Origin of the sequence: Enterobacter sp. JS8-1, assembly GCF_049187015.1 — a bacterium.
GTDB lineage: Bacteria > Pseudomonadota > Gammaproteobacteria > Enterobacterales > Enterobacteriaceae > Enterobacter > Enterobacter mori.
Genome location: NZ_CP185805.1, coordinates 178,050 through 198,399 on the forward strand (window position 1 = coordinate 178,050; position 20,350 = coordinate 198,399).

Consider the following 20,350-nt stretch of genomic DNA (forward strand, 5'->3'; position numbering starts at 1 on the left):
GCGCTTGAGGAATATACAGTACCTGCCAATTATAGATGTGTAAACATCTGGACGTCTAAATAACAAATTTCACAAGGGGCATAACATGACAATCCGCAATCACACTCTCGGTTTTCCTCGCGTTGGCCTGCGCCGCGAACTGAAAAAAGCGCAAGAAAGCTACTGGGCGGGTAACACCACCCGTGAAGAACTGCTGACGGTGGGACGCGAGCTGCGCGCCCGTCACTGGGAGCAGCAAAAACAGGCGGGCATTGACCTGCTGCCGGTGGGCGATTTCGCCTGGTACGACCATGTTCTGACGACCAGCCTGCTGCTTGGCAACGTGCCGGCTCGTCATCAGAACAAAGATGGATCGGTAGATATTGATACCCTGTTCCGCATCGGCCGTGGCCGTGCACCAACGGGGGAGCCAGCGGCAGCGGCGGAAATGACCAAGTGGTTCAACACCAACTATCACTATATGGTGCCGGAGTTCGTGAAAGGTCAGCAGTTCAGGCTGACCTGGACGCAGCTGCTGGATGAAGTGGACGAAGCGCTGGCGCTGGGTCATCAGGTGAAGCCCGTATTGCTGGGACCAGTCACCTACCTGTGGCTGGGTAAAGTAAAAGGCGAACAGTTTGACCGCCTCAGCCTGCTTAACGATATTCTGCCGGTCTACAAACAGGTTCTGATTGAGCTGGGCAAGCGCGGCATTCAGTGGGTGCAAATCGACGAACCCGCGCTGGTGCTCGAGCTGCCGCAGGAGTGGCTTGATGCCTTCAAACCGGCGTATGACGCGCTCACAGGGCAGGTGAAGCTGCTGCTCACTACCTATTTCGAAGGCGTGACGCCAAACCTGAAGACCATTACCGCGCTGCCGGTCCAGGGCCTGCATGTTGACCTCGTTCACGGTAAAGACGATGTCGCGGAGCTGCACAAGCGCCTGCCAGCGGACTGGCTGCTTTCTGCCGGGCTGGTTAACGGTCGCAACGTCTGGCGTGCTGATCTGACCGAGAAATATGTACAAATCAAAGATATTGTCGGCAAACGTGAGCTGTGGGTGGCATCCTCTTGCTCGCTGCTGCACAGCCCAATCGATCTCAGCGTGGAGACCCGTCTCGACCCTGAAGTGAAAAGCTGGTTTGCCTTCGCCCTGCAAAAATGCGAAGAGCTGACGCTGCTGCGCGACGCGCTGAACAGCGGCGAGACGGCGGCGATTACCGAATGGAGCGCACCGATCCAGGCGCGTCGTCACTCGGCCCGTGTGCACAACCCGGCGGTGGAAAAACGCCTGGCGGCCATCACTGCGCAGGACAGCCAGCGCCAGAGCCCGTATGAAGTTCGCGCCGAAGCGCAGCGTGCCCGTTTCAACCTGCCTGCGTGGCCGACCACCACAATTGGTTCTTTCCCGCAAACCACTGAAATCCGCGGCCTGCGTCTGGACTTCAGGAAGGGCAACCTGGATGCGAACAACTACCGCACCGGTATCGCTGAGCACATTAAGCAGGCAATTATCGAGCAGGAGCGTTTAGGTCTGGACGTGCTGGTGCACGGTGAGGCCGAGCGTAACGACATGGTCGAATACTTCGGTGAGCACCTGGACGGCTTCGTCTTTACCCAGAACGGCTGGGTGCAGAGCTATGGCTCCCGCTGCGTGAAGCCGCCAGTGGTCATCGGCGACGTCAGCCGCCCGGAAGCGATCACCGTGGAGTGGGCGAAGTATGCCCAGTCCCTGACCGATAAGCCGGTGAAAGGGATGCTCACCGGTCCGGTAACCATTCTCTGCTGGTCCTTCCCGCGCGAAGACGTGACCCGTGAGACCATCGCGAAGCAAATCGCGTTGGCGCTGCGTGATGAAGTGGCAGATCTGGAAGCTGCAGGCATTGGCATCATCCAGATTGACGAACCGGCGCTGCGCGAAGGTCTGCCGCTGCGTCGCAGCGACTGGGATGCTTACCTGCAGTGGGGCGTGGAAGCGTTCCGCATCAACGCCGCGGTGGCGAAGGACGACACCCAGATCCACACCCACATGTGCTATTGCGAATTTAACGACATCATGGATTCGATTGCCGCGCTGGACGCCGACGTGATCACCATCGAGACCTCGCGTTCAGACATGGAGCTGCTGGAGTCGTTTGAAGAGTTCGACTACCCGAACGAAATCGGACCTGGCGTGTACGACATTCACTCCCCGAACGTGCCGAGCGTGGAGTGGATTGAAGCCCTGCTGAAAAAAGCCGCCCAGCGGATCCCGGCGGAACGTCTGTGGGTGAACCCGGACTGCGGACTGAAAACCCGCGGCTGGCCGGAGACGCGCGCGGCGCTGGCGAACATGGTGAAGGCGGCGCAGAACTTGCGTCAGGCTTGATGAAGCGTAGGCCCGGTAAGGCGTTGCCGCCACCGGGCTTTTTTGCTTTTATACTTTTTTCCCGCCGTACTGGCTAAACCATGCCAGCATCCTCTGCCAGCCATCTTTGGCTGATTCTGCGTGATAGCTCGGGCGATAATCGGCATTAAACGCGTGTCCGGCATCCGGGTACACTACAATCTCCGCCTTCGCGTTCGCCGCGCGTAGCGCATGACGCATGGTCTCGACGGTATCAAGCGGAATGCCTGTATCCTGACCACCATAAAGCCCTAGCACCGGTGCATTCAAATCCGTTGCGATATCAACAGGCTGCTTCGGTGAGTTCAGCGTTTTTTCGCCCACCAGTTTGCCGTACCAGGCGACGGCCGCTTTCAACTGCGGGTTATGCGCGGCATACAGCCAGCTAATGCGTCCGCCCCAGCAGAAGCCGGTCACCAGCAGACGATGTGCATCGCCCCCGTTGCGCGCGGCCCAGCTGGCAACGTGATCAAGGTCAGCCAGCACCTGGGCATCCGGAACTTTGCTCACCAGATTGTTGAACAATGTAGGGATATCGCTGTAATCGTTCGGATCGCCCTGACGGAAATAGAGCTCTGGCGCAATGGCCAGGTACCCTTCCTGCGCCAGGCGGCGGCAGAGGTCACGAATATGCTCGTGAACGCCAAAAATTTCCTGAACCACAATCACGATCGGCAGCGGGCCGTCTGCCGATTTTGGCCGCGCGTGATAAGCAGGCATATTCTCCCCCTGCGAGGGAATGGAGGTCTCGCCCGCAGTAATGGCTTCTTCTGAGGTTGAGACGATGGTTGAAGCATGCGGAGCCGCAGCAGGTGCAAAACCGGTTTTTTCAGTCATGGCATTCTCCGTACCAATGAGTTAGCGCAAAGGTAAATATAGTCACCAGGTTAACAACCCACAGTGCCTTATACGGTCTATCTTTTGTGCAGCACCTGTCGATATAACTTGTTAATGTGATGTAAGTCACTATTTAATGGAAATTAACTGCAACCATTTTCATTCATGGTGAGGTATGTCACGAAATTCTGCGTAGTGCTTCTGTAAAGTACCGTTTTACTTCTTCTGACTAACCGACCCACAGAGGAGTCACCCTATGTCTAAGTCTGATGTTTTTCATCTCGGCCTCACTAAAAACGATTTACAAGGGGCTACGCTCGCTATCGTCCCTGGCGATCCTGAGCGTGTGGAAAAGATCGCCGCGCTGATGGATAAGCCGGTTAAGCTGGCAGCCCATCGTGAATTCACCACCTGGCGCGCAGAGCTGGATGGCAAAGCGGTGATCGTGTGCTCTACCGGTATCGGTGGCCCGTCTACGTCTATTGCGGTGGAAGAGCTGGCGCAGCTGGGCATTCGTACTTTCCTGCGTATCGGCACCACCGGCGCTATTCAGCCGCACATCAACGTGGGCGACGTGCTGGTTACGACCGCATCTGTACGTCTGGACGGCGCAAGCCTGCACTTTGCACCAATGGAATTCCCGGCAGTAGCCGATTTCGAATGTACCACCGCGCTGGTTGAGGCCGCGAAATCCGTGGGCGCGACCACTCACGTGGGCGTCACCGCCTCTTCCGATACCTTCTACCCGGGCCAGGAGCGTTACGACACCTTCTCAGGCCGCGTGGTGAGCCGTTTCAAAGGCTCTATGGAAGAGTGGCAGTCCATGGGCGTGATGAACTACGAAATGGAATCTGCAACGCTGTTGACCATGTGCGCAAGCCAGGGTCTGCGTGCCGGTATGGTGGCGGGCGTGATCGTCAACCGTACCCAGCAGGAGATCCCGAACGCCGAAACCATGAAGCAGACCGAAAGTCATGCGGTGAAAATCGTGGTGGAAGCGGCCCGTCGCCTCATCTAATCCTCTCTTCAGAGACACAAGGCCGACATGTTCGGCCTTTATTTTTTGCGTTGCGCCTCGCAGGAAAACCCTTTCAAACTGGACGTTCATACAGCACAATTCTATTTTGTGCGGGTAATACGTTGATGCAGGGGGCATTGTGGATATCTCAATCCTGATTTATGCGGTGGTTGCGCTGGTGAGCGTGGCGGTAGGCTGGCTGATTTCCAGCTACCAGCATGCGCAGATGAAAGCCGAGCAGCTGGCAGAACGTGAAGAGATCGTCTCGGAGCTAAGCGCCACAAAACAACAGCTTGCTCAAGGCTCGCACTGGCGTGACGAGTGCGAGCTGCTCAATAATGAACTGCGTAACCTGCGCGACATCAACACTTCGCTGGAGGCCGATCTCCGCGAAGTGACCACCCGTCTTGAATCCACCCAACTGCATGCGGAAGACAAAATCCGCCAGATGATCAACAGCGAGCAGCGCCTCAGCGAACAGTTTGAGAACCTCGCCAACCGAATTTTTGAGCACAGCAACCGCCGCGTTGACGAACAGAACCGACAGAGCCTGAATAGCCTGCTGACGCCGCTGCGTGAACAACTGGACGGGTTTCGCCGTCAGGTGCAGGACAGCTTTGGCCAGGAGGCGCGCGAGCGGCACACCCTGGCGCATGAAATCCGTAATCTCCAGCAGCTGAATGCCCAGATGGCGCAGGAGGCGGTGAACCTGACGCGCGCGCTCAAAGGCGATAACAAAACGCAGGGAAACTGGGGGGAAGTGGTGCTGACGCGCGTGCTTGAAGCGTCTGGCCTGCGCGAAGGGTATGAATACGAAACCCAGGTCAGCATCGAGAACGATGCCCGCTCGCGTATGCAGCCGGATGTCATCGTACGTCTGCCGCAGGGTAAAGATGTGGTGATTGACGCCAAAATGACGCTGGTGGCCTACGAGCGCTATTTCAACGCGGAAGATGACTACACCCGCGAGTCGGCGCTGCAGGAACACATCGCCTCCGTGCGTAACCATATTCGTCTTCTGGGCAGAAAGGATTATCAGCAGCTGCCGGGCCTGCGTTCGCTGGACTATGTGCTGATGTTTATCCCGGTAGAGCCCGCCTTCCTGCTGGCGCTCGACAGGCAGCCTGAACTGATCACCGAAGCGTTGAAAAATAACATTATGCTGGTCAGCCCTACCACGCTGCTGGTGGCCTTGCGGACCATTGCTAATCTGTGGCGGTACGAGCATCAAAGCCGTAACGCGCAACATATTGCCGATCGCGCCAGCAAGCTTTACGACAAAATGCGCCTGTTTGTGGACGATATGTCCTCGGTCGGGCAAAGCCTGGATCGTGCGCAGGATAACTACCGGCAGGCGATGAAAAAGCTCTCCTCCGGGCGTGGCAACCTGCTGGCGCAAGCCGAAGCGTTTCGCAGCCTGGGGGTGGAAGTGAAACGCGAGATTAATCCGGAATTGGTTGAACAGGCGACGTCGCAGGACGAAGAGTTCCGCCTGCGTGAAGGCGCAGATGAACAAAATACACACAGTGAAGACAACGATTTAGCGGCGAATTTATCGCCAGAAGAGCAGCCGACGCGTTTCTTTCGCGGTGGTTGAATCGTAGGGCAAACGCGCCCAATCTGTTACACTTCACGAACATTTTACTGATAAGCAGGCTCTGAGATGGTTGACGATTCACAAGACACGACGCACTTTGGCTTTCAGACTGTTGCCAAAGCGCAGAAAGCTGACATGGTGGCCCACGTATTTCATTCCGTGGCGGCGAAGTACGATGTGATGAATGACTTGATGTCCTTCGGCATTCATCGCTTGTGGAAGCGCTTTACTATTGACTGCAGCGGTGTGCGTCGTGGACAAACAGTTCTCGATCTGGCTGGCGGAACGGGCGATCTGACGGCGAAATTCTCCCGTCTGGTGGGTGAAACCGGCCGCGTCGTGCTGGCAGATATCAACGACTCAATGCTGAAAATGGGACGCGAGAAGCTGCGTAACATCGGCGTTGTGGGTAACGTGGAATATGTGCAGGCAAACGCGGAAGCGCTGCCGTTCCCGGATAACACCTTTGACTGCATCACCATCTCTTTTGGTCTGCGTAACGTCACCGACAAAGACAAAGCGCTGCGCTCCATGTACCGCGTGCTGAAGCCGGGTGGACGTCTGCTGGTGCTTGAATTCTCCAAACCGATTATCGAGCCGCTGAGCAAAGCCTACGACGCCTACTCCTTCCACGTTCTGCCGCGTATTGGTGAGCTGGTAGCGAACGATGCAGAGAGCTATCGCTACCTGGCCGAATCCATCCGTATGCACCCGGATCAGGATACCCTGAAAGCGATGATGCAGGACGCGGGTTTTGAAAACGTTGAGTATTTCAACATGACGGCGGGTGTCGTCGCGCTACACCGCGGTTACAAGTTCTGAGTGGAGGTGTCCCGTGCCCTTTAAACCCTTAGTCACCGCAGGCATTGAGAATGTACTGAATGCCTTTCTGTATCGCGCTCCGGCGCTGAAGGCTGCACGTCAGCGGCTGAACGGAAAGGTACTGCGTATCGTTTTAAAAGAGTTCTCGACGCCGCTTGTGCTGGTCTTCAGCGAGCGCCAGCTTGACGTTCTGGGTGAATGGGAGGGCGAGGCAGATTGCTCGGTCATCACTCATATGAGCGTGCTGCCAAAACTGCGTGACCGTCAGCAACTGACGGCGCTTATCCGCAGCGGTGAACTCGAAGTTGAAGGCGACATTCAGGTCGTGCAGAACTTCGTGGCGCTTAGCGATCTGGCTGAGTTTGACCCAGCAGAACTGCTTGCGCCTTTTATTGGCGACATCGCCGCCGAAGGGATCGGAAAAGCGATTCATGGCGGTACGGCGTTCCTGCGCAAAAACCTGCAACGGCAGCAGCGCTATGCCGCAGAGGTCATCACCGAAGAGTGGCGCATGGCCCCCGGGCCGCTGGAAGTGGCATGGTTTGCAGAAGAGACCGCTGCTGTTGAACGCGCGGTTGATGCGTTAACCAAACGCCTGGAAAAACTGGAGGGCAAATGACGCCTGGTGAAATTCGGCGCCTCTATTTTATCGTTCGCACCTTTTTGAGCTACGGGCTCGACGAGCTTATCCCCAGAATGCGTATCACGCTGCCGCTTCGTATCTGGCGGCGCACGCTGTTCTGGATGCCAAATCGCCACAAAGATCAGGTTTTAGGCGAACGCTTGCGTCTTGCGCTGCAGGAGCTGGGCCCGGTATGGATCAAGTTTGGGCAGATGCTTTCTACCCGCCGCGATCTCTTCCCGCCGCAAATTGCCGATGAACTGGCGATGCTGCAGGATCGCGTTGCCCCGTTCGACGGGGTGAGAGCGAAGAAGCAGATCGAAGAAGCGATGGGCAACATTCCTGTTGAAACCTGGTTTGATGATTTCGACATTCAGCCGCTCGCATCGGCTTCCATTGCCCAGGTACATACGGCTCGCCTGAAAGAAAACGGCAAAGAAGTGGTTATCAAGGTTATTCGTCCGGATATCCTGCCGATCATCAAAGCCGATATGAAGCTGATCTACAGGTTGGCCCGTTGGGTACCGCGTTTGTTACCGGATGGCCGCCGACTGCGCCCGATGGAAGTGGTGCGGGAGTATGAAAAAACGCTGATTGACGAGCTTAACCTGCTGCGTGAATCGGCGAACGCCATTCAGCTGCGTCGTAACTTTGAAGACAGCCCAATGCTGTATGTTCCTGAAGTCTATTCTGACTATTGCAGCCAGAACATGATGGTCATGGAGCGTATTTACGGTATTCCGGTCTCGGATGTTGTTGCGCTGGAAAAGCAGGGCACCAACATGAAGCTGCTGGCCGAGCGTGGTGTGCAGGTCTTCTTTACCCAGGTCTTCCGCGACAGCTTTTTCCATGCGGACATGCACCCGGGCAACATCTTCGTGAGCTACGAACACCCGGAGGATCCGAAGTACATCGGGATCGACTGCGGCATTGTTGGCTCGCTGAACAAAGAAGATAAGCGCTATCTCGCAGAGAACTTCATCGCGTTCTTCAACCGCGACTACCGCAAGGTGGCCGAGCTGCACGTGGATTCTGGCTGGGTTCCACCAGACACCAATGTCGAAGAGTTTGAGTTTGCGATCCGCACGGTATGCGAACCGATTTTCGAAAAACCGCTATCGGAGATCTCCTTCGGTCACGTTTTGCTGAACCTGTTCAATACCGCGCGTCGCTTCAATATGGAAGTGCAGCCACAATTAGTTTTACTTCAGAAAACATTACTTTACGTTGAAGGCGTAGGTCGCCAGCTCTATCCTCAGTTAGACTTATGGAAAACGGCGAAACCTTTCCTTGAATCCTGGATCAAAGATCAGGTTGGCATTCCAGCGCTGGTACGCTCCCTTAAGGAGAAAGGCCCGTTCTGGATTGAAAAAATGCCTGAAATTCCTGAACTGGTTTACGACAGTTTGCGTCAGAGCAAGAACCTTCAGCACAGCATGGATAAAATCGCGCACGAGCTTCAGTCCAGCCGCGTGCGCCAGGGGCAGTCACGCTACCTCTTTGGCATTGGCGCGACGTTGCTGCTGAGCGGTACGCTGCTGCTCATCAATCGCCCTGACTGGGAGATGATGCCCGCCTGGCTCATGGCTGGCGGCGTTGTTGTCTGGCTCGCTGGCTGGAGAAAAACGCGCTGATTTTGCGTCGCTATCACCAGGTTGCATACGTATAATGCAACCTGACTCATTAAGCATCTATCACTGAGGAATACGTATGGGTGGTATCAGTATCTGGCAATTGTTAATCATTGCCGTCATCGTCGTACTGCTGTTTGGTACGAAGAAACTCGGTTCTATCGGTTCCGACCTTGGTGCATCTATCAAAGGCTTTAAGAAGGCCATGGGTGATGATGAAAGTAAGCAGGATAAAACCAGCCAGGACGCTGACTTTACTGCTAAATCCATCGCTGATAAGCAAGATGAAGCCAAAAAGGAAGACGCTAAACGCCACGATAAAGAGCAGGTGTAATTCGTGTTCGACATTGGTTTTAGTGAGCTGCTGCTGGTCTTTGTGATTGGTTTGATTGTGCTGGGGCCGCAGCGTCTTCCTGTTGCGGTCAAAACCGTGGTGGGTTGGGTGCGTGCGCTTCGCTCGCTGGCAACCACCGTGCAAAACGAGCTGGCGCAGGAGCTTAAGCTCCAGGAATTTCAGGACAGCCTGAAAAAAGTTGAGAAGGCGAGCATGGAAAACCTGACGCCCGAGCTGAAAGCATCAATGGATGAGTTGCGCGAAGCGGCTGAATCTATGAAGCGTTCATACAGCATCAACGATCCTGAAAAGGCGAGTGATGAAGCTAACACCATCCATAACCCGGTGGTGAAGGGCAGCGAAGAGCAGCGTGAGGGCGTAACGCCGTCCAGCGCGGAGCATCAGGCTGCCGCACCAGAACAGACGCCGCAGGAACCTGAAGTGATAAAACAGGCGCAGTCGGTCGAGCCAGTGTTAAAAGCGGCTGAAGCAAAGCCTGCTGCGTCCGTTTCCGAATCATCCCCTTCCTCGAGTGATAAAGCGTAAACATGGCAGTAGATGATACTCAACCGCTCATTACGCACCTCATTGAGCTGCGCAAGCGCCTGTTAAACTGCATTATTGCGGTTCTCCTTATATTCCTGTGCCTGGTCTATTTTGCCAACGATATCTATCAGGTGGTCTCTGCACCACTGATTAAACAGATGCCGCTGGGCGCGACGATGATCGCAACGGACGTGGCTTCACCGTTTTTCACCCCGATCAAGCTGACCTTCTGGGTATCCTTGATTGCGTCTGCGCCGGTCATTTTGTACCAGGTCTGGGCCTTCGTCGCGCCGGCGCTGTACAAGCACGAGCGTAAACTGGTGATCCCTCTGCTGGTCTCCAGCTCGCTGCTGTTCTATATCGGCATGGCGTTCGCTTACTTCGTTGTCTTCCCTCTGGCCTTTGGCTTCCTGACGCATACCGCGCCGGAAGGGGTTCAGGTGTCGACAGACATCGCCAGCTATCTCAGCTTCGTCATGGCGCTGTTCATGGCGTTTGGTGTGGCGTTCGAAGTACCGGTGGCGATTGTCCTGCTGTGCTGGATGGGCGTGACAACGCCTGACGATCTCCGCAAGAAGCGTCCGTATATCCTCGTAGGCGCATTTGTGGTGGGCATGCTGCTGACGCCACCGGATGTCTTCTCGCAAACCTTACTGGCGATACCGATGTATTGTTTGTTTGAGGTCGGCGTGTTCTTCTCGCGCTTCTATGTGGGCAAACGACGTCCGCCGGAAGATGAAGAAGACGGGTCTGAAAAGACCACTGAAGAATAACACCAGCCGCCCGTCAGGGCGGTTGTCATATGGAGAGGGGCATGTTTGATATTGGGCTTAACCTGACCAGCTCGCAGTTCGCGAAAGACCGGGATGAGGTCGTCGCCCGTGCTTTTGCCGCCGGGGTGAAAGGGCTGTTGCTGACGGGAACCAACCTTCATGAAAGTGAGCAGGCGCAGTTGCTGGCACAACGCTACGAACGCTGCTGGTCAACCGCAGGCGTCCACCCTCATGACAGTAGCCAATGGACGCAACACAGCGCTGAAACGCTCCACGTGCTGGCGAAAATGCCACAGGTGGTCGCCATCGGCGAGTGCGGTCTTGATTTTAATCGCAATTTTTCCACGCCGGAAGACCAGGAAAAAGCATTCACCGCACAATTGGCGCTGGCCGCAGAGCTAGAAATGCCGGTGTTCATGCATTGCCGCGAGGCGCATGAGCGTTTCCTCACTCTTCTGGAACCGTGGCTGGATAAACTGCCTGGTGCAGTGTTGCACTGCTTTACCGGATCGCATCAGGACGCGCTGGATTGCCTGAATCGAGGACTTTATCTGGGCATTACCGGTTGGGTTTGCGATGAGCGTCGCGGGCTGGAACTGCGTGAATTGTTGCCGGCGATCCCGGCCGAACGCCTGCTGCTGGAAACCGATGCCCCTTATTTGCTGCCACGCGACATGAAACCTAAACCGGCATCGCGGCGTAACGAACCGGCGTATCTAGGGCACATCGTTGAGAGTGTGGCGCACTGGCGCGGAGAAGATCCACACTGGCTGGCCGCGCAGACGGATGACAACGTGCGCCGCCTGTTTCGAATTGCGTTTTAAAGCTTACGGAAGTCGGTGTTTTTCACGCTCTGCAGCACCTGTTTATTCAACAGGTTAAGCAGCAACATAGAGCGCGCTTCGCCATCAGGTTCAGAGAATATGGCCTGCAGGCCTTCAAAGGCACCTTCTGTAATCACCACGCTATCGCCCGCATAAGGGGTTTCCGGGTCGGTAATCCCTTCGGGTTGTTGATAAATCGAAAGCTGATGAATGACGGTTGAGGGAACCGTCGCGGGGCTGGTGCCAAAACGGACAAAGTGACTGACACCGCGCGTGGCGCTGATTGTCGTGGTGTGGATCACTTCCGGGTCGAATTCGACGAACAGATAGTTCGGGAAGAGAGGCTCGCTGACCATCGTGCGTTTCCCGCGCTGCATTTTTTCAAGCGTGATCACGGGCGTCAGGCAATTCACCGACTGACGTTCAAGATGTTCCTGCGCGCGCTGAAGTTGCCCGCGTTTGCAATACAGTAAATACCAGGCCTGCATAATCACTCTTTCCCTTAGTTCGGGGCGCAAGCATATCAAAACCCTGGCCGGATCGCTAAGTTGATTATAATGGGCGAAAGTGGAGTAAGTCGCGGAAGTTCACGCTAATTTAACAAAATTACAGCATCACGTAGGCTTACGCCGTATAATGAAGCGCTTACAGAGAGGCCATGACTAACTGCATGAAATACCACGATCTACGCGACTTCCTGACGCTGCTGGAAAAGCAGGGCGAACTTAAACGGATTACGCTTCCTGTTGATCCTTATCTGGAAATGACAGAAATTGCTGACCGCACCCTGCGTGCCGGTGGGCCTGCGCTGCTGTTTGAAAATCCGAAAGGCTACGACATGCCGGTGCTGTGCAATCTGTTCGGCACGCCGCGCCGCGTGGCGCTGGGCATGGGGCAAGAGGATGTCACGGCGTTGCGAGAAGTGGGTAAACTGCTGGCGTTTTTGAAAGAGCCGGAGCCGCCGAAAGGTTTCCGCGATCTGTTCGACAAGCTGCCACAGTTCAAGCAGGTGCTGAACATGCCAACCAAACGCCTGCGCGGTGCGCCGTGCCAGCAAAAAGTGCTGGAAGGCGATGCGGTTGATCTGACAAAAATCCCGATTATGCAGTGCTGGCCTGAAGATGCTGCGCCGCTGATTACCTGGGGTCTGACCGTCACCCGTGGGCCGTACAAAGAGCGCCAAAACCTCGGTATCTACCGCCAGCAGCTGATTGGTAAAAATAAACTTATCATGCGCTGGCTGTCACATCGTGGCGGCGCGCTCGATTTTCAGGAGTGGTGCGCGGAACATCCCGGTGAACGATTCCCGGTTTCTGTTGCCCTGGGGGCCGATCCGGCAACGATTCTGGGCGCGGTTACGCCTGTTCCGGATACGCTGTCGGAGTATGCCTTTGCAGGGCTGCTGCGCGGCACTAAAACCGAAGTCGTAAAGTGTGTCTCCAATGACCTGGAAGTGCCAGCCAGTGCTGAAATCGTTCTGGAAGGCTACATCGAACAGGGTGAGTTTGCACCGGAAGGGCCTTACGGCGACCATACGGGTTATTACAATGAAATTGATAACTTCCCGGTGTTTACCGTCACGCACATTACCCAACGTGAAGATGCAATTTACCACTCAACCTATACCGGCCGTCCACCGGATGAGCCAGCGGTGCTGGGTGTGGCGCTGAACGAAGTCTTTGTGCCGATTCTGCAAAAACAGTTCCCGGAAATTGTTGATTTCTATCTGCCGCCGGAAGGGTGCTCGTATCGCCTGGCGGTAGTGACGATGAAGAAGCAGTATGCCGGTCACGCTAAACGCGTGATGATGGGCGTATGGTCTTTCCTGCGCCAGTTTATGTATACCAAGTTTGTTATCGTCTGCGATGATGACGTCAACGCCCGCGACTGGAATGACGTTATTTGGGCGATTACTACACGCATGGACCCCGCGCGTGATACGGTGTTAGTCGAAAACACGCCGATAGATTATCTGGACTTTGCCTCGCCGGTTTCCGGTCTTGGCTCAAAAATGGGACTGGATGCCACGAATAAATGGCCTGGCGAAACCGACCGTGAATGGGGTCGCCCGATCAAAAAAGATCCTGCCGTGACCGCGCGTATAGACGCGATCTGGGACGAACTGGCCATAATGAATAACGGTAAATCTGAAGCTGACCGTTAAGCCCTATAGACTTCCCGACAGAGAGAGCGAATGACAACCTTAAGCTGTAAAGTGACCTCGGTAGATGCCATTACCGACACCGTATATCGCGTCCGTTTAGTGCCAGAATCGGCATTCTCTTTCCGCGCTGGTCAGTACCTGATGGTCGTGATGGATGAGCGCGATAAACGTCCTTTCTCTATGGCGTCTACGCCAGCGGAGCAGGAATTTATTGAGCTTCATATTGGTGCGTCTGAGCTTAACCTTTACGCCATGGCTGTCATGGACCGCATCCTGAAAGAGCGTGAAATCGTGGTAGACATTCCACACGGTGAAGCCTGGCTGCGCGAAGATGAAGACCGTCCGCTTATCCTGATTGCTGGCGGTACGGGGTTCTCGTATGTTCGCTCTATTCTGTTGACCGCGCTGGCACGTAACCCGAACCGCGACATCACCATCTATTGGGGCGGCCGCGAAGAGAAACATCTGTACGACCTGTCCGAACTGGAAGCGCTGAGCGTGAATCACCCGAACCTGCGCGTTGAGCCGGTTGTTGAGCAGCCGGAAGAGGGCTGGCGCGGTCGTAGTGGTACGGTGCTAACGGCGGTCCTGCAGGATCATGGCACGCTCGCCGGGCACGATATCTACATTGCTGGCCGTTTTGAAATGGCGAAAATTGCCCGCGACCTGTTCTGTAATGAGCGCGACGCGCGGGAAGATCGCCTGTTTGGCGATGCGTTCGCGTTTATCTAAGTGTCTAACCCGCTTCGGCGGGTTCTTTGTCTCGGTGAGAATTGGCGATAATTTAACCTTGAAAAGGTTAATGCATTGCCGCTATCCTTAGCGCTGTTATTGTCCTCCCTCAGGAGCGCCCCCAAAAATGAACAAACACGACTGATGAATTTCTGTCCTTGCTAAACGCCACCGCGTCGGCAGGGGAGGTTTTTGATTTCATTCAGGAGTGCTTATGGCTCATTTTGTGCAGTCCCCTTCTTTTATTTTGCATCAGGTCACCTGTCAGTTTGCGACGGGCGATACCCTTTTCGGTCCGCTAAATCTTACACTCGATGCGTCGCCGTGCGCGCTGGTTGGCCGCAACGGCAGCGGTAAAACACGCCTGTTGCGTCTACTGGCAGGCATTGATGAACCTGAAAACGGCCATATTGAGCGTTTCGGTACCCATGCCTATGTGGCGCAGCAGCATGATATTTCCTCGCAGACCACGCTTGCGGAACTGCTCGGATATGACGCGATTTTCGCCGCCCGTAAGCGCATCGACAGCGGTGACTATCAGCCTGAGGATCTGGAAAAGCTCGACGGTAACTGGGATTTGGCGGAACGTCTGAGCGAAGCGTTTATGAACGCGCACCTCCCGCCGTTTGATCCCGATAAACCGGCCAGGGAACTCAGCGGCGGTGAGCGTATTCGCGCCCTGCTCTGCGGGGCATTGATTGCGGATGCGGATTACCTTCTGCTGGATGAACCCACGAACCATCTGGACAGACAGGGGCGTGAATGGTTTTACGACCAGCTTTTCCACCATCAGGGCGGCGTGCTGGTGGCTTCTCACGATCGTGAATTGCTGGCACAGGTGCCGCGTATTCTCGAGCTGAGCCCTTTTGGCCTGCGCAGCTTCGGTGGAAACTATGCTGATTATAAAACTCAGCGTGATACGGAACAGCAGGCTGCCCGCGCCGCGCTGGAGCACGCGGCCACTGAGCGCAAACGAATCCGCGCGCGGATGCATAAAGAGCACGACGACAGCCAGCGACGTTCGGCAAAAACGTTGCGTACGGTTGATAGCCTCAATATCGCCTCCTTTGAGCGGGTGAAATACAAAATGGCGGCAAAAGAGCGCATTGGCTCGTGGAAAAAACAGCACAGCGAACAGAATGACGCGTTAAACACCGCAGTAAACAACGCGCGCGAGCGGGTAGAAGACGATAACCCGGTCATCTTCACCCTGCCGGGCAGTCGCGTCGCGGAGGGGAAACAGGTACTGGTGCTGGAGGCGCTGGCGCTGCCACATGTGGATATTCCGCCGATAAGCTGGCGTATGGACGGGCCAATGCGTGTCGCACTCCGTGGGCCGAATGGCTGTGGTAAATCGACGCTCTTGAAAGTGATGTCCGGAGAGGAAGCACCTCTTTCAGGAACCTGCGCGGTATCGGTCACCTGCGCCTATCTCGATCAACACCTGTCGCAGTTCGATCTTTCGCAGTCGGTGATGACGCATCTTAATCTCAGCAACACGCCGCTTGAAGAAGGCACGTTGCGTACTCGCCTAGCGCAGCTTCAGCTTGGCGCAGATAAGGTCTCGCTCCCCCTGGCGGAACTGAGCGGCGGTGAACGCCTCAAAGCCGCGCTGGCCATTGTCTTATGGCGTGAAGCGGCCACGCAGCTTTTGCTCCTGGATGAGCCCACTAACCATTTGGATCTGGCCTCCGTTCAGGCCATTGAGGCTGCACTGGCGGAGTTCCCTGGCGCGCTGCTGGTGGTGTCGCATGATGAAACGTTTTTGAAGGGATTAACGCTGACGCATAACCTGGTGTGGAATGAGGCGGGATGGCATTGTGTAAGCCTATAAAACACAAGCCCCCGCAAGGGCGGGGGCGGTCAAACTGTATTACGCTATCTGTTTACTGAGTGCAGGGTTCGCCTGTATCAGGCGCATCAGCTTTAACTCGGTTGGCGTGGGCTTTTCACGTTTTGATTCCCACTCCAGCACCATCGCCACGCTGACACCCATCGCTCTGGCGAATTCATCTGTTTTCAGCCCTGTCCCTTTGCGCAATTGCTCAAATTCTGTAAAGGGATTGGACTTTTGTTGCAGGGTAACCGTCTGCGGTACATCTTTAAAAATAATCTGTTCCAGGCTGCTCAGCAGCTCAAACTCAGGATCTTTATATTCCATTGAGGACTCCTCTTAAATCACACATCGGGATCAAGAACATCAGAGAGCCAATTAAGAATAGTCCCTAATACAAACGAAGGATCGTTGCGGATGTGATTAATCGTGCGGTAACGATAGCTTTATCCGTTTCAGCTATCTGGATAATTATGCTAATTACCTGATTAGCCATATATCGGCTTCGACAGGTATTTTTTTGTAAATGGTAAGAAATAAAATGGCAATAGCCGTTTTGCATGAAAAGAGTATCTTGCGGGGCTGACCTGGACTATCCTTGTCAGCGTTGGGCACGCGTGTGCCGGTGTGCGCTTTTTTGGGTGAAAGGAGTAATAAAATGGCGACAGGAAAGTCCTGCTCTCGCTGGTTTGCGCCTCTTGCGGCGTTGTTGATGGTAGTTAGCCTGAGTGGGTGTTTCGATAAAGAAGGCGATCAGCGCAAAGCGTTTATCGATTTTCTACAGAATACAGTGATGCGTAGCGGCGAGCGTTTACCAACGTTGACTGCGGATCAGAAAAAACAGTTTGGTCCTTTCGTGTCCGATTACGCCATCCTTTATGGTTATTCGCAGCAGGTAAGCCAGGCGATGGACTCCGGCCTTCGTCCGGTGCTGGATAGCGTTAATGCGATCCGTGTACCGCAGGATTATATGACCCAACGTGAACCGCTGCGCCAGTCCAACGGTGCGCTTGGCGTGCTGAGCCAGCAGTTACAGAATGCGAAAATGCAGGCTGATGCGTCACGTTCTGCGCTGAAACAGGGCGAGGATCTCAAACCTGTCTTTGACAAAGTGTATGAGAAAGTGGTGACGAAGCCGTCCGACGCTTTGCAGCCGTTGATCCCGGCCGCGCAGGTCTTCACGCAGCAGCTGGTTCAGGTGGGGGATTTTATCTCCCAACAGGGGACGCAGGTGAGCTTTGTCTCTAACGGTATCCAGTTCCCAACCTCACAGCAGGCAAGTCAATATAATACGCTGATTGGGCCGCTGGCTTCCCAGCACCAGGCCTTTAGCCAGGCGTGGAGTGCGGCAGTCGCTGCCACCGAGTAAGATAAAAATCCCCGCTTCGTGCGGGGTTTTTTTTAGGGGGTATTGAAAATAACGCTTGTCATTCCTCTACCACATCGGTATAACTATCCCCGTCGGTTTGTTACACAGACCTAAAGCAGTTTAGTAAAGCAGTCCAGATTGTTATCCATAGATACCCTTCGTTGTGACCCTTCCTTCATCGCTTAAAAATCTGTAACGCAATCCATCAAGCCGGAAGGCACAATATATTTGTTAATAAGGTAATTTCTATGTCTGCTAAAATGACTGGTCTGGTAAAATGGTTCAACGCTGATAAAGGTTTCGGCTTCATCACTCCTGACGATGGCTCAAAAGACGTGTTCGTACACTTCTCTGCTATCCAGAACGATGGCTACAAATCTCTGGATGAAGGTCAGAAAGTTTCCTTCACCATCGAAAGCGGCGCTAAAGGCCCAGCAGCTGGTAACGTTGTAAGCCTGTAAGCTTCCAACCCAGTAGCACAAAATTCAAAAACCCGCCTTCTGGCGGGTTTTTTCGTTTCTACTGTTGGATCTGCGGGTTAACACAGTTCTTATCCACTTTTCCGCCAAGCGCGGCAATCAGGTTGTCTACCGCAGTCGCCGCCATGTTGTAGCGCGTCTCGTGAGTGGCAGAGCCGATGTGGGGCAGGGCGACGACGTTTGGCAGTTTGAGCAGCGGGGAATCTACTGACAGCGGCTCTTGCTCAAACACGTCCAGACCTGCTGCATGGATCTCGCCGTTTTGCAGTGCCTCAATCAGCGCCTTCTCATCCACCACCGGGCCGCGACCCGCATTGATGAAAATGGCCGACGTCTTCATCTTTTCAAACGCGGCTTTGCCAATCAGGTGACGCGTTTCGTCCGTCAGCGGCAGGATAAGGCAGACGAAATCAGCTTCCTGCAGCAGGGTATCAAGCTCGCAGTAACGCGCGTTGAAACGTTCTTCAGCTTCGCTGTGGCGACGGCGTGCGTTGTACAGAATCGGCATGTTAAAACCGAAATGTGCGCGCTGTGCCAGCGCCAGCCCGATACGCCCCATACCCACGATTCCCAGCGTTTTGCCGTGGACGTCCACGCCGAACCAGTCCGGACCAATGCTTTTGGTCCATTCGCCCGCTTTGACGCGCTCAGCCACTTCCACCACGCGACGGGCCGTGCTGAGCACCAGCGCCATCAGCGTGTCGGCCACGGTTTCCGTCAGGGCATGTGGCGTGTGCATTAGCAGAACGTTGCATTTGTTAAGGGCATCCACGTCGAAGTTGTCGTAACCCACAGAAACGGTAGACGTCGCACGAAGTTTCGGCATTTTCTCCAGCAGGGCGACATCCACTTTCTCGCTTGAACCCAGCAGACCTTCAGCGCTGGCGAACGCCCCGGCGTGCTGTGCCACGGTTTCCGGGCTCAGGTTCTTCACCTGCGTGACGGTGAAGTGTTCTTCAAGGCGTTTTTGCAGATCATCAGGCAGTGCTTTATACAAAATGACGGACGGCTTCATGCTAATCTCCGTTGATTTTAAAAGGTTTCAGGCGTGTCGCGCGCCGACAGGGTGCTGTTGATTATTAGCAGGCTTAACGGTCAGAGTAAGCCATACCGAGGCGAAAAGCGCTACCCCCATAAATATGTACGACGCTGATGGACTCCCGGTAACACCGTTCAGATAGCCCACAAACCAGGAACCACAGAACGACCCCAGCGCGCCCATGCTGTTAATCAGCGCCATCGCGCCGCCTGCCACATTACGCGGCAGCATTTCCGGAATGATGGCAAAGAACGGACCATACGGGGCGTACATCGCTGCACCCGCAATCACCAGCAGCGTATAAGAGACCCAGAAATGGTTCGCACCGACGGCCCAGGAGCCAATGAAGGCAAAGGCAGCGATGAGCAGCAGGGGCCAGACGAACAGCTTACGATTTTGTAGTTTGTCCGATGCCCAGGAAGCGATAATCATCGCGATGGTGGCAGCCAGATAAGGCACGGATGACAGCCAGCCCACTTCGACCATGCCAAGATTATCGCCACCGCTGCGGATAATCGACGGCAGCCACAGCACGAAGCCATATACGCCAATACTCCAGGTAAAATATTGCGCGCACAGCAGGATCACGTTGCGGGAGCGGAAGGCTTCACCGTAGTTGCGAACCGCCTTCAGACCCTGCTGCTCTTTATCCAGCTGGGCCTGCAGCGCGGCTTTTTCATCTTCGGAAAGCCATTTCGCCTGGGCAGGTTTATCCTTCACCAGCACCCACCAGCAGAATGCCCAGATCACTGCTGGCACCCCTTCGATGATAAACATTTCGCGCCAGCCGAAGGACTGGATCAGGTAGCCAGACACCACTGACATCCACAGTACCGTGACCGGGTTACCGAGGATCAGGAAGGTATTCGCGCGCGAGCGTTCAGATTTGGTAAACCAGTTGCTGATGTAAATCAGCATCGCCGGCATGACCGCCGCTTCAACGACGCCGAGGATAAAGCGAATGGCGGCCAGAGCAGGAATATTGTTTACCACGCCGGTCAGTGACGCGCAGGCGCCCCACAGGATCAGGCAGACGAAGATCAGCTTGCGCACGCTGCGGCGTTCCGCGTAAATCGCGCCGGGGATCTGGAAGAAGAAGTAGCCGAGGAAGAAAAGGGCGCCGAGCAGAGAGGATACACCTTTGGTGATACCGAGGTCTTCGGTGATCCCCGCAGCGGATGCGAAACTGAAGTTAGCACGATCGAGGTACGCCAGGCTGTACGTGATAAACACGATTGGCATGATGTACCACCAGCGTTTTACTGCATTGGTCGAACTGTTCATAGGCTTGCCTCTGTTGTTGAGGTTGTTACCGCCGTTGTCTGTAGGGTACACGGTGGCTTAATTATTTGGTGCGGCCTGTT

20 protein-coding genes are annotated in these 20,350 nt (G+C 55.0%); 15 read left to right on the forward strand and 5 right to left on the reverse strand.

Annotated features, from left to right (window positions below; genetic code table 11):
- The first annotated feature begins 85 nt into the window (after positions 1–85).
- A complete protein-coding gene (gene metE, locus ACOQH0_RS00890) occupies positions 86–2,347 on the forward strand; it encodes a 5-methyltetrahydropteroyltriglutamate--homocysteine S-methyltransferase (RefSeq protein WP_256460289.1) in 2,262 nt (753 codons plus the stop codon).
- Positions 2,348–2,395: 48 nt separating this feature from the next.
- Here metE and ACOQH0_RS00895 read toward each other — a convergent pair whose 3' ends face one another.
- Positions 2,396–3,202, reverse strand: coding sequence for a dienelactone hydrolase family protein (locus ACOQH0_RS00895; RefSeq protein ID WP_410975444.1), 807 nt, complete (start codon positions 3,200–3,202; stop codon positions 2,396–2,398).
- 256 nt (positions 3,203–3,458) lie between these two features.
- On the opposite strand from ACOQH0_RS00895, the gene udp reads away from it, so the two are divergent.
- From udp to tatD, 9 genes are all read left to right on the forward strand, one after another.
- A complete protein-coding gene (gene udp, locus ACOQH0_RS00900) occupies positions 3,459–4,220 on the forward strand; it encodes a uridine phosphorylase (RefSeq protein ID WP_003860792.1) in 762 nt (253 codons plus the stop codon).
- Between the two features lie 139 nt (positions 4,221–4,359).
- Positions 4,360–5,817, forward strand: coding sequence for a DNA recombination protein RmuC (gene rmuC, locus ACOQH0_RS00905; RefSeq protein ID WP_120158924.1), 1,458 nt, complete (start codon positions 4,360–4,362; stop codon positions 5,815–5,817).
- A gap of 66 nt (positions 5,818–5,883) precedes the next feature.
- Positions 5,884–6,639: a bifunctional demethylmenaquinone methyltransferase/2-methoxy-6-polyprenyl-1,4-benzoquinol methylase UbiE gene (ubiE, locus tag ACOQH0_RS00910; protein ID WP_010426273.1), complete on the forward strand. Its 756-nt coding sequence runs from the start codon at positions 5,884–5,886 to the stop codon at positions 6,637–6,639.
- Between the two features lie 13 nt (positions 6,640–6,652).
- Positions 6,653–7,258, forward strand: a complete 606-nt coding sequence (gene ubiJ, locus ACOQH0_RS00915) for a ubiquinone biosynthesis protein UbiJ (RefSeq protein WP_042715673.1) — start codon at positions 6,653–6,655, stop codon at positions 7,256–7,258.
- The gene (gene ubiB / locus ACOQH0_RS00920; protein WP_089598243.1) at positions 7,255–8,895 is read left to right on the forward strand and encodes a ubiquinone biosynthesis regulatory protein kinase UbiB; all 1,641 of its coding nucleotides are present in this window, start codon (positions 7,255–7,257) and stop codon (positions 8,893–8,895) included. The genes ubiJ and ubiB overlap by 4 nt, the downstream gene beginning before the upstream one ends.
- A gap of 76 nt (positions 8,896–8,971) precedes the next feature.
- The gene (tatA, locus tag ACOQH0_RS00925) at positions 8,972–9,226 is read left to right on the forward strand and encodes a Sec-independent protein translocase subunit TatA (RefSeq protein WP_010426269.1); all 255 of its coding nucleotides are present in this window, start codon (positions 8,972–8,974) and stop codon (positions 9,224–9,226) included.
- A 3-nt stretch (positions 9,227–9,229) separates the two neighbouring features.
- Entirely contained in the window at positions 9,230–9,772 is a 543-nt protein-coding gene (gene tatB / locus ACOQH0_RS00930; RefSeq protein ID WP_010426268.1) for a Sec-independent protein translocase protein TatB, read from the forward strand.
- Positions 9,773–9,774: 2 nt separating this feature from the next.
- Positions 9,775–10,545 (forward strand): Sec-independent protein translocase subunit TatC, encoded by a 771-nt coding sequence (gene tatC / locus ACOQH0_RS00935; protein ID WP_010426267.1) that lies wholly within the window; start codon positions 9,775–9,777, stop codon positions 10,543–10,545.
- 41 nt (positions 10,546–10,586) lie between these two features.
- Positions 10,587–11,369: a 3'-5' ssDNA/RNA exonuclease TatD gene (tatD, locus tag ACOQH0_RS00940; protein WP_421511354.1), complete on the forward strand. Its 783-nt coding sequence runs from the start codon at positions 10,587–10,589 to the stop codon at positions 11,367–11,369.
- Here the strand turns inward: tatD and rfaH are convergent.
- The gene (gene rfaH, locus ACOQH0_RS00945; protein ID WP_010426265.1) at positions 11,366–11,857 is read right to left on the reverse strand and encodes a transcription/translation regulatory transformer protein RfaH; all 492 of its coding nucleotides are present in this window, start codon (positions 11,855–11,857) and stop codon (positions 11,366–11,368) included. The genes tatD and rfaH overlap by 4 nt on opposite strands.
- A gap of 170 nt (positions 11,858–12,027) precedes the next feature.
- On the opposite strand from rfaH, the gene ubiD reads away from it, so the two are divergent.
- The 3 genes from ubiD to ACOQH0_RS00960 all read left to right on the forward strand — a co-directional run bounded on the left by ubiD (position 12,028) and on the right by ACOQH0_RS00960 (position 16,099).
- Positions 12,028–13,533: a 4-hydroxy-3-polyprenylbenzoate decarboxylase gene (gene ubiD, locus ACOQH0_RS00950; protein ID WP_421511355.1), complete on the forward strand. Its 1,506-nt coding sequence runs from the start codon at positions 12,028–12,030 to the stop codon at positions 13,531–13,533.
- 30 nt (positions 13,534–13,563) lie between these two features.
- A complete protein-coding gene (fre, locus tag ACOQH0_RS00955) occupies positions 13,564–14,265 on the forward strand; it encodes an NAD(P)H-flavin reductase (protein ID WP_010426263.1) in 702 nt (233 codons plus the stop codon).
- 214 nt (positions 14,266–14,479) lie between these two features.
- Positions 14,480–16,099: an ABC-F family ATP-binding cassette domain-containing protein gene (locus tag ACOQH0_RS00960; RefSeq protein ID WP_421511356.1), complete on the forward strand. Its 1,620-nt coding sequence runs from the start codon at positions 14,480–14,482 to the stop codon at positions 16,097–16,099.
- A gap of 39 nt (positions 16,100–16,138) precedes the next feature.
- On the opposite strand, the gene ACOQH0_RS00965 is transcribed toward ACOQH0_RS00960, so the two are convergent.
- Complete coding sequence (locus ACOQH0_RS00965) at positions 16,139–16,426, reverse strand: HTH-type transcriptional regulator (RefSeq protein WP_089598237.1); 288 nt, start codon at positions 16,424–16,426, stop codon at positions 16,139–16,141.
- Between the two features lie 331 nt (positions 16,427–16,757).
- On the opposite strand from ACOQH0_RS00965, the gene ACOQH0_RS00970 reads away from it, so the two are divergent.
- Both ACOQH0_RS00970 and cspE read left to right on the forward strand, forming a co-directional pair.
- Positions 16,758–17,468, forward strand: coding sequence for a DUF3053 domain-containing protein (locus ACOQH0_RS00970; RefSeq protein WP_042715665.1), 711 nt, complete (start codon positions 16,758–16,760; stop codon positions 17,466–17,468).
- A gap of 248 nt (positions 17,469–17,716) precedes the next feature.
- Positions 17,717–17,929, forward strand: coding sequence for a transcription antiterminator/RNA stability regulator CspE (gene cspE, locus ACOQH0_RS00975; protein WP_003860775.1), 213 nt, complete (start codon positions 17,717–17,719; stop codon positions 17,927–17,929).
- A gap of 58 nt (positions 17,930–17,987) precedes the next feature.
- On the opposite strand, the gene ghrB is transcribed toward cspE, so the two are convergent.
- Complete coding sequence (ghrB, locus tag ACOQH0_RS00980; RefSeq protein ID WP_421511357.1) at positions 17,988–18,962, reverse strand: glyoxylate/hydroxypyruvate reductase GhrB; 975 nt, start codon at positions 18,960–18,962, stop codon at positions 17,988–17,990.
- A 27-nt stretch (positions 18,963–18,989) separates the two neighbouring features.
- The gene (locus tag ACOQH0_RS00985; RefSeq protein ID WP_089598235.1) at positions 18,990–20,270 is read right to left on the reverse strand and encodes an MFS transporter; all 1,281 of its coding nucleotides are present in this window, start codon (positions 20,268–20,270) and stop codon (positions 18,990–18,992) included.
- Positions 20,271–20,350: the final 80 nt, after the last annotated feature.

Coding starts and splice junctions, on each gene's coding strand:
- metE (WP_256460289.1), top strand. CDS start 86: ATGACAATCCGCAATCACACTCTCGGTTTTCCTCGCGTTGGCCTGCGC.
- ACOQH0_RS00895 (WP_410975444.1), bottom strand. CDS start 3,202: ATGACTGAAAAAACCGGTTTTGCACCTGCTGCGGCTCCGCATGCTTCA.
- udp (WP_003860792.1), top strand. CDS start 3,459: ATGTCTAAGTCTGATGTTTTTCATCTCGGCCTCACTAAAAACGATTTA.
- ubiE (WP_010426273.1), top strand. CDS start 5,884: ATGGTTGACGATTCACAAGACACGACGCACTTTGGCTTTCAGACTGTT.
- ubiB (WP_089598243.1), top strand. CDS start 7,255: ATGACGCCTGGTGAAATTCGGCGCCTCTATTTTATCGTTCGCACCTTT.
- tatA (WP_010426269.1), top strand. CDS start 8,972: ATGGGTGGTATCAGTATCTGGCAATTGTTAATCATTGCCGTCATCGTC.
- tatC (WP_010426267.1), top strand. CDS start 9,775: ATGGCAGTAGATGATACTCAACCGCTCATTACGCACCTCATTGAGCTG.
- tatD (WP_421511354.1), top strand. CDS start 10,587: ATGTTTGATATTGGGCTTAACCTGACCAGCTCGCAGTTCGCGAAAGAC.
- rfaH (WP_010426265.1), bottom strand. CDS start 11,857: ATGCAGGCCTGGTATTTACTGTATTGCAAACGCGGGCAACTTCAGCGC.
- ubiD (WP_421511355.1), top strand. CDS start 12,028: ATGACTAACTGCATGAAATACCACGATCTACGCGACTTCCTGACGCTG.
- fre (WP_010426263.1), top strand. CDS start 13,564: ATGACAACCTTAAGCTGTAAAGTGACCTCGGTAGATGCCATTACCGAC.
- ACOQH0_RS00960 (WP_421511356.1), top strand. CDS start 14,480: ATGGCTCATTTTGTGCAGTCCCCTTCTTTTATTTTGCATCAGGTCACC.
- ACOQH0_RS00965 (WP_089598237.1), bottom strand. CDS start 16,426: ATGGAATATAAAGATCCTGAGTTTGAGCTGCTGAGCAGCCTGGAACAG.
- ACOQH0_RS00970 (WP_042715665.1), top strand. CDS start 16,758: ATGGCGACAGGAAAGTCCTGCTCTCGCTGGTTTGCGCCTCTTGCGGCG.
- cspE (WP_003860775.1), top strand. CDS start 17,717: ATGTCTGCTAAAATGACTGGTCTGGTAAAATGGTTCAACGCTGATAAA.
- ghrB (WP_421511357.1), bottom strand. CDS start 18,962: ATGAAGCCGTCCGTCATTTTGTATAAAGCACTGCCTGATGATCTGCAA.
- ACOQH0_RS00985 (WP_089598235.1), bottom strand. CDS start 20,270: ATGAACAGTTCGACCAATGCAGTAAAACGCTGGTGGTACATCATGCCA.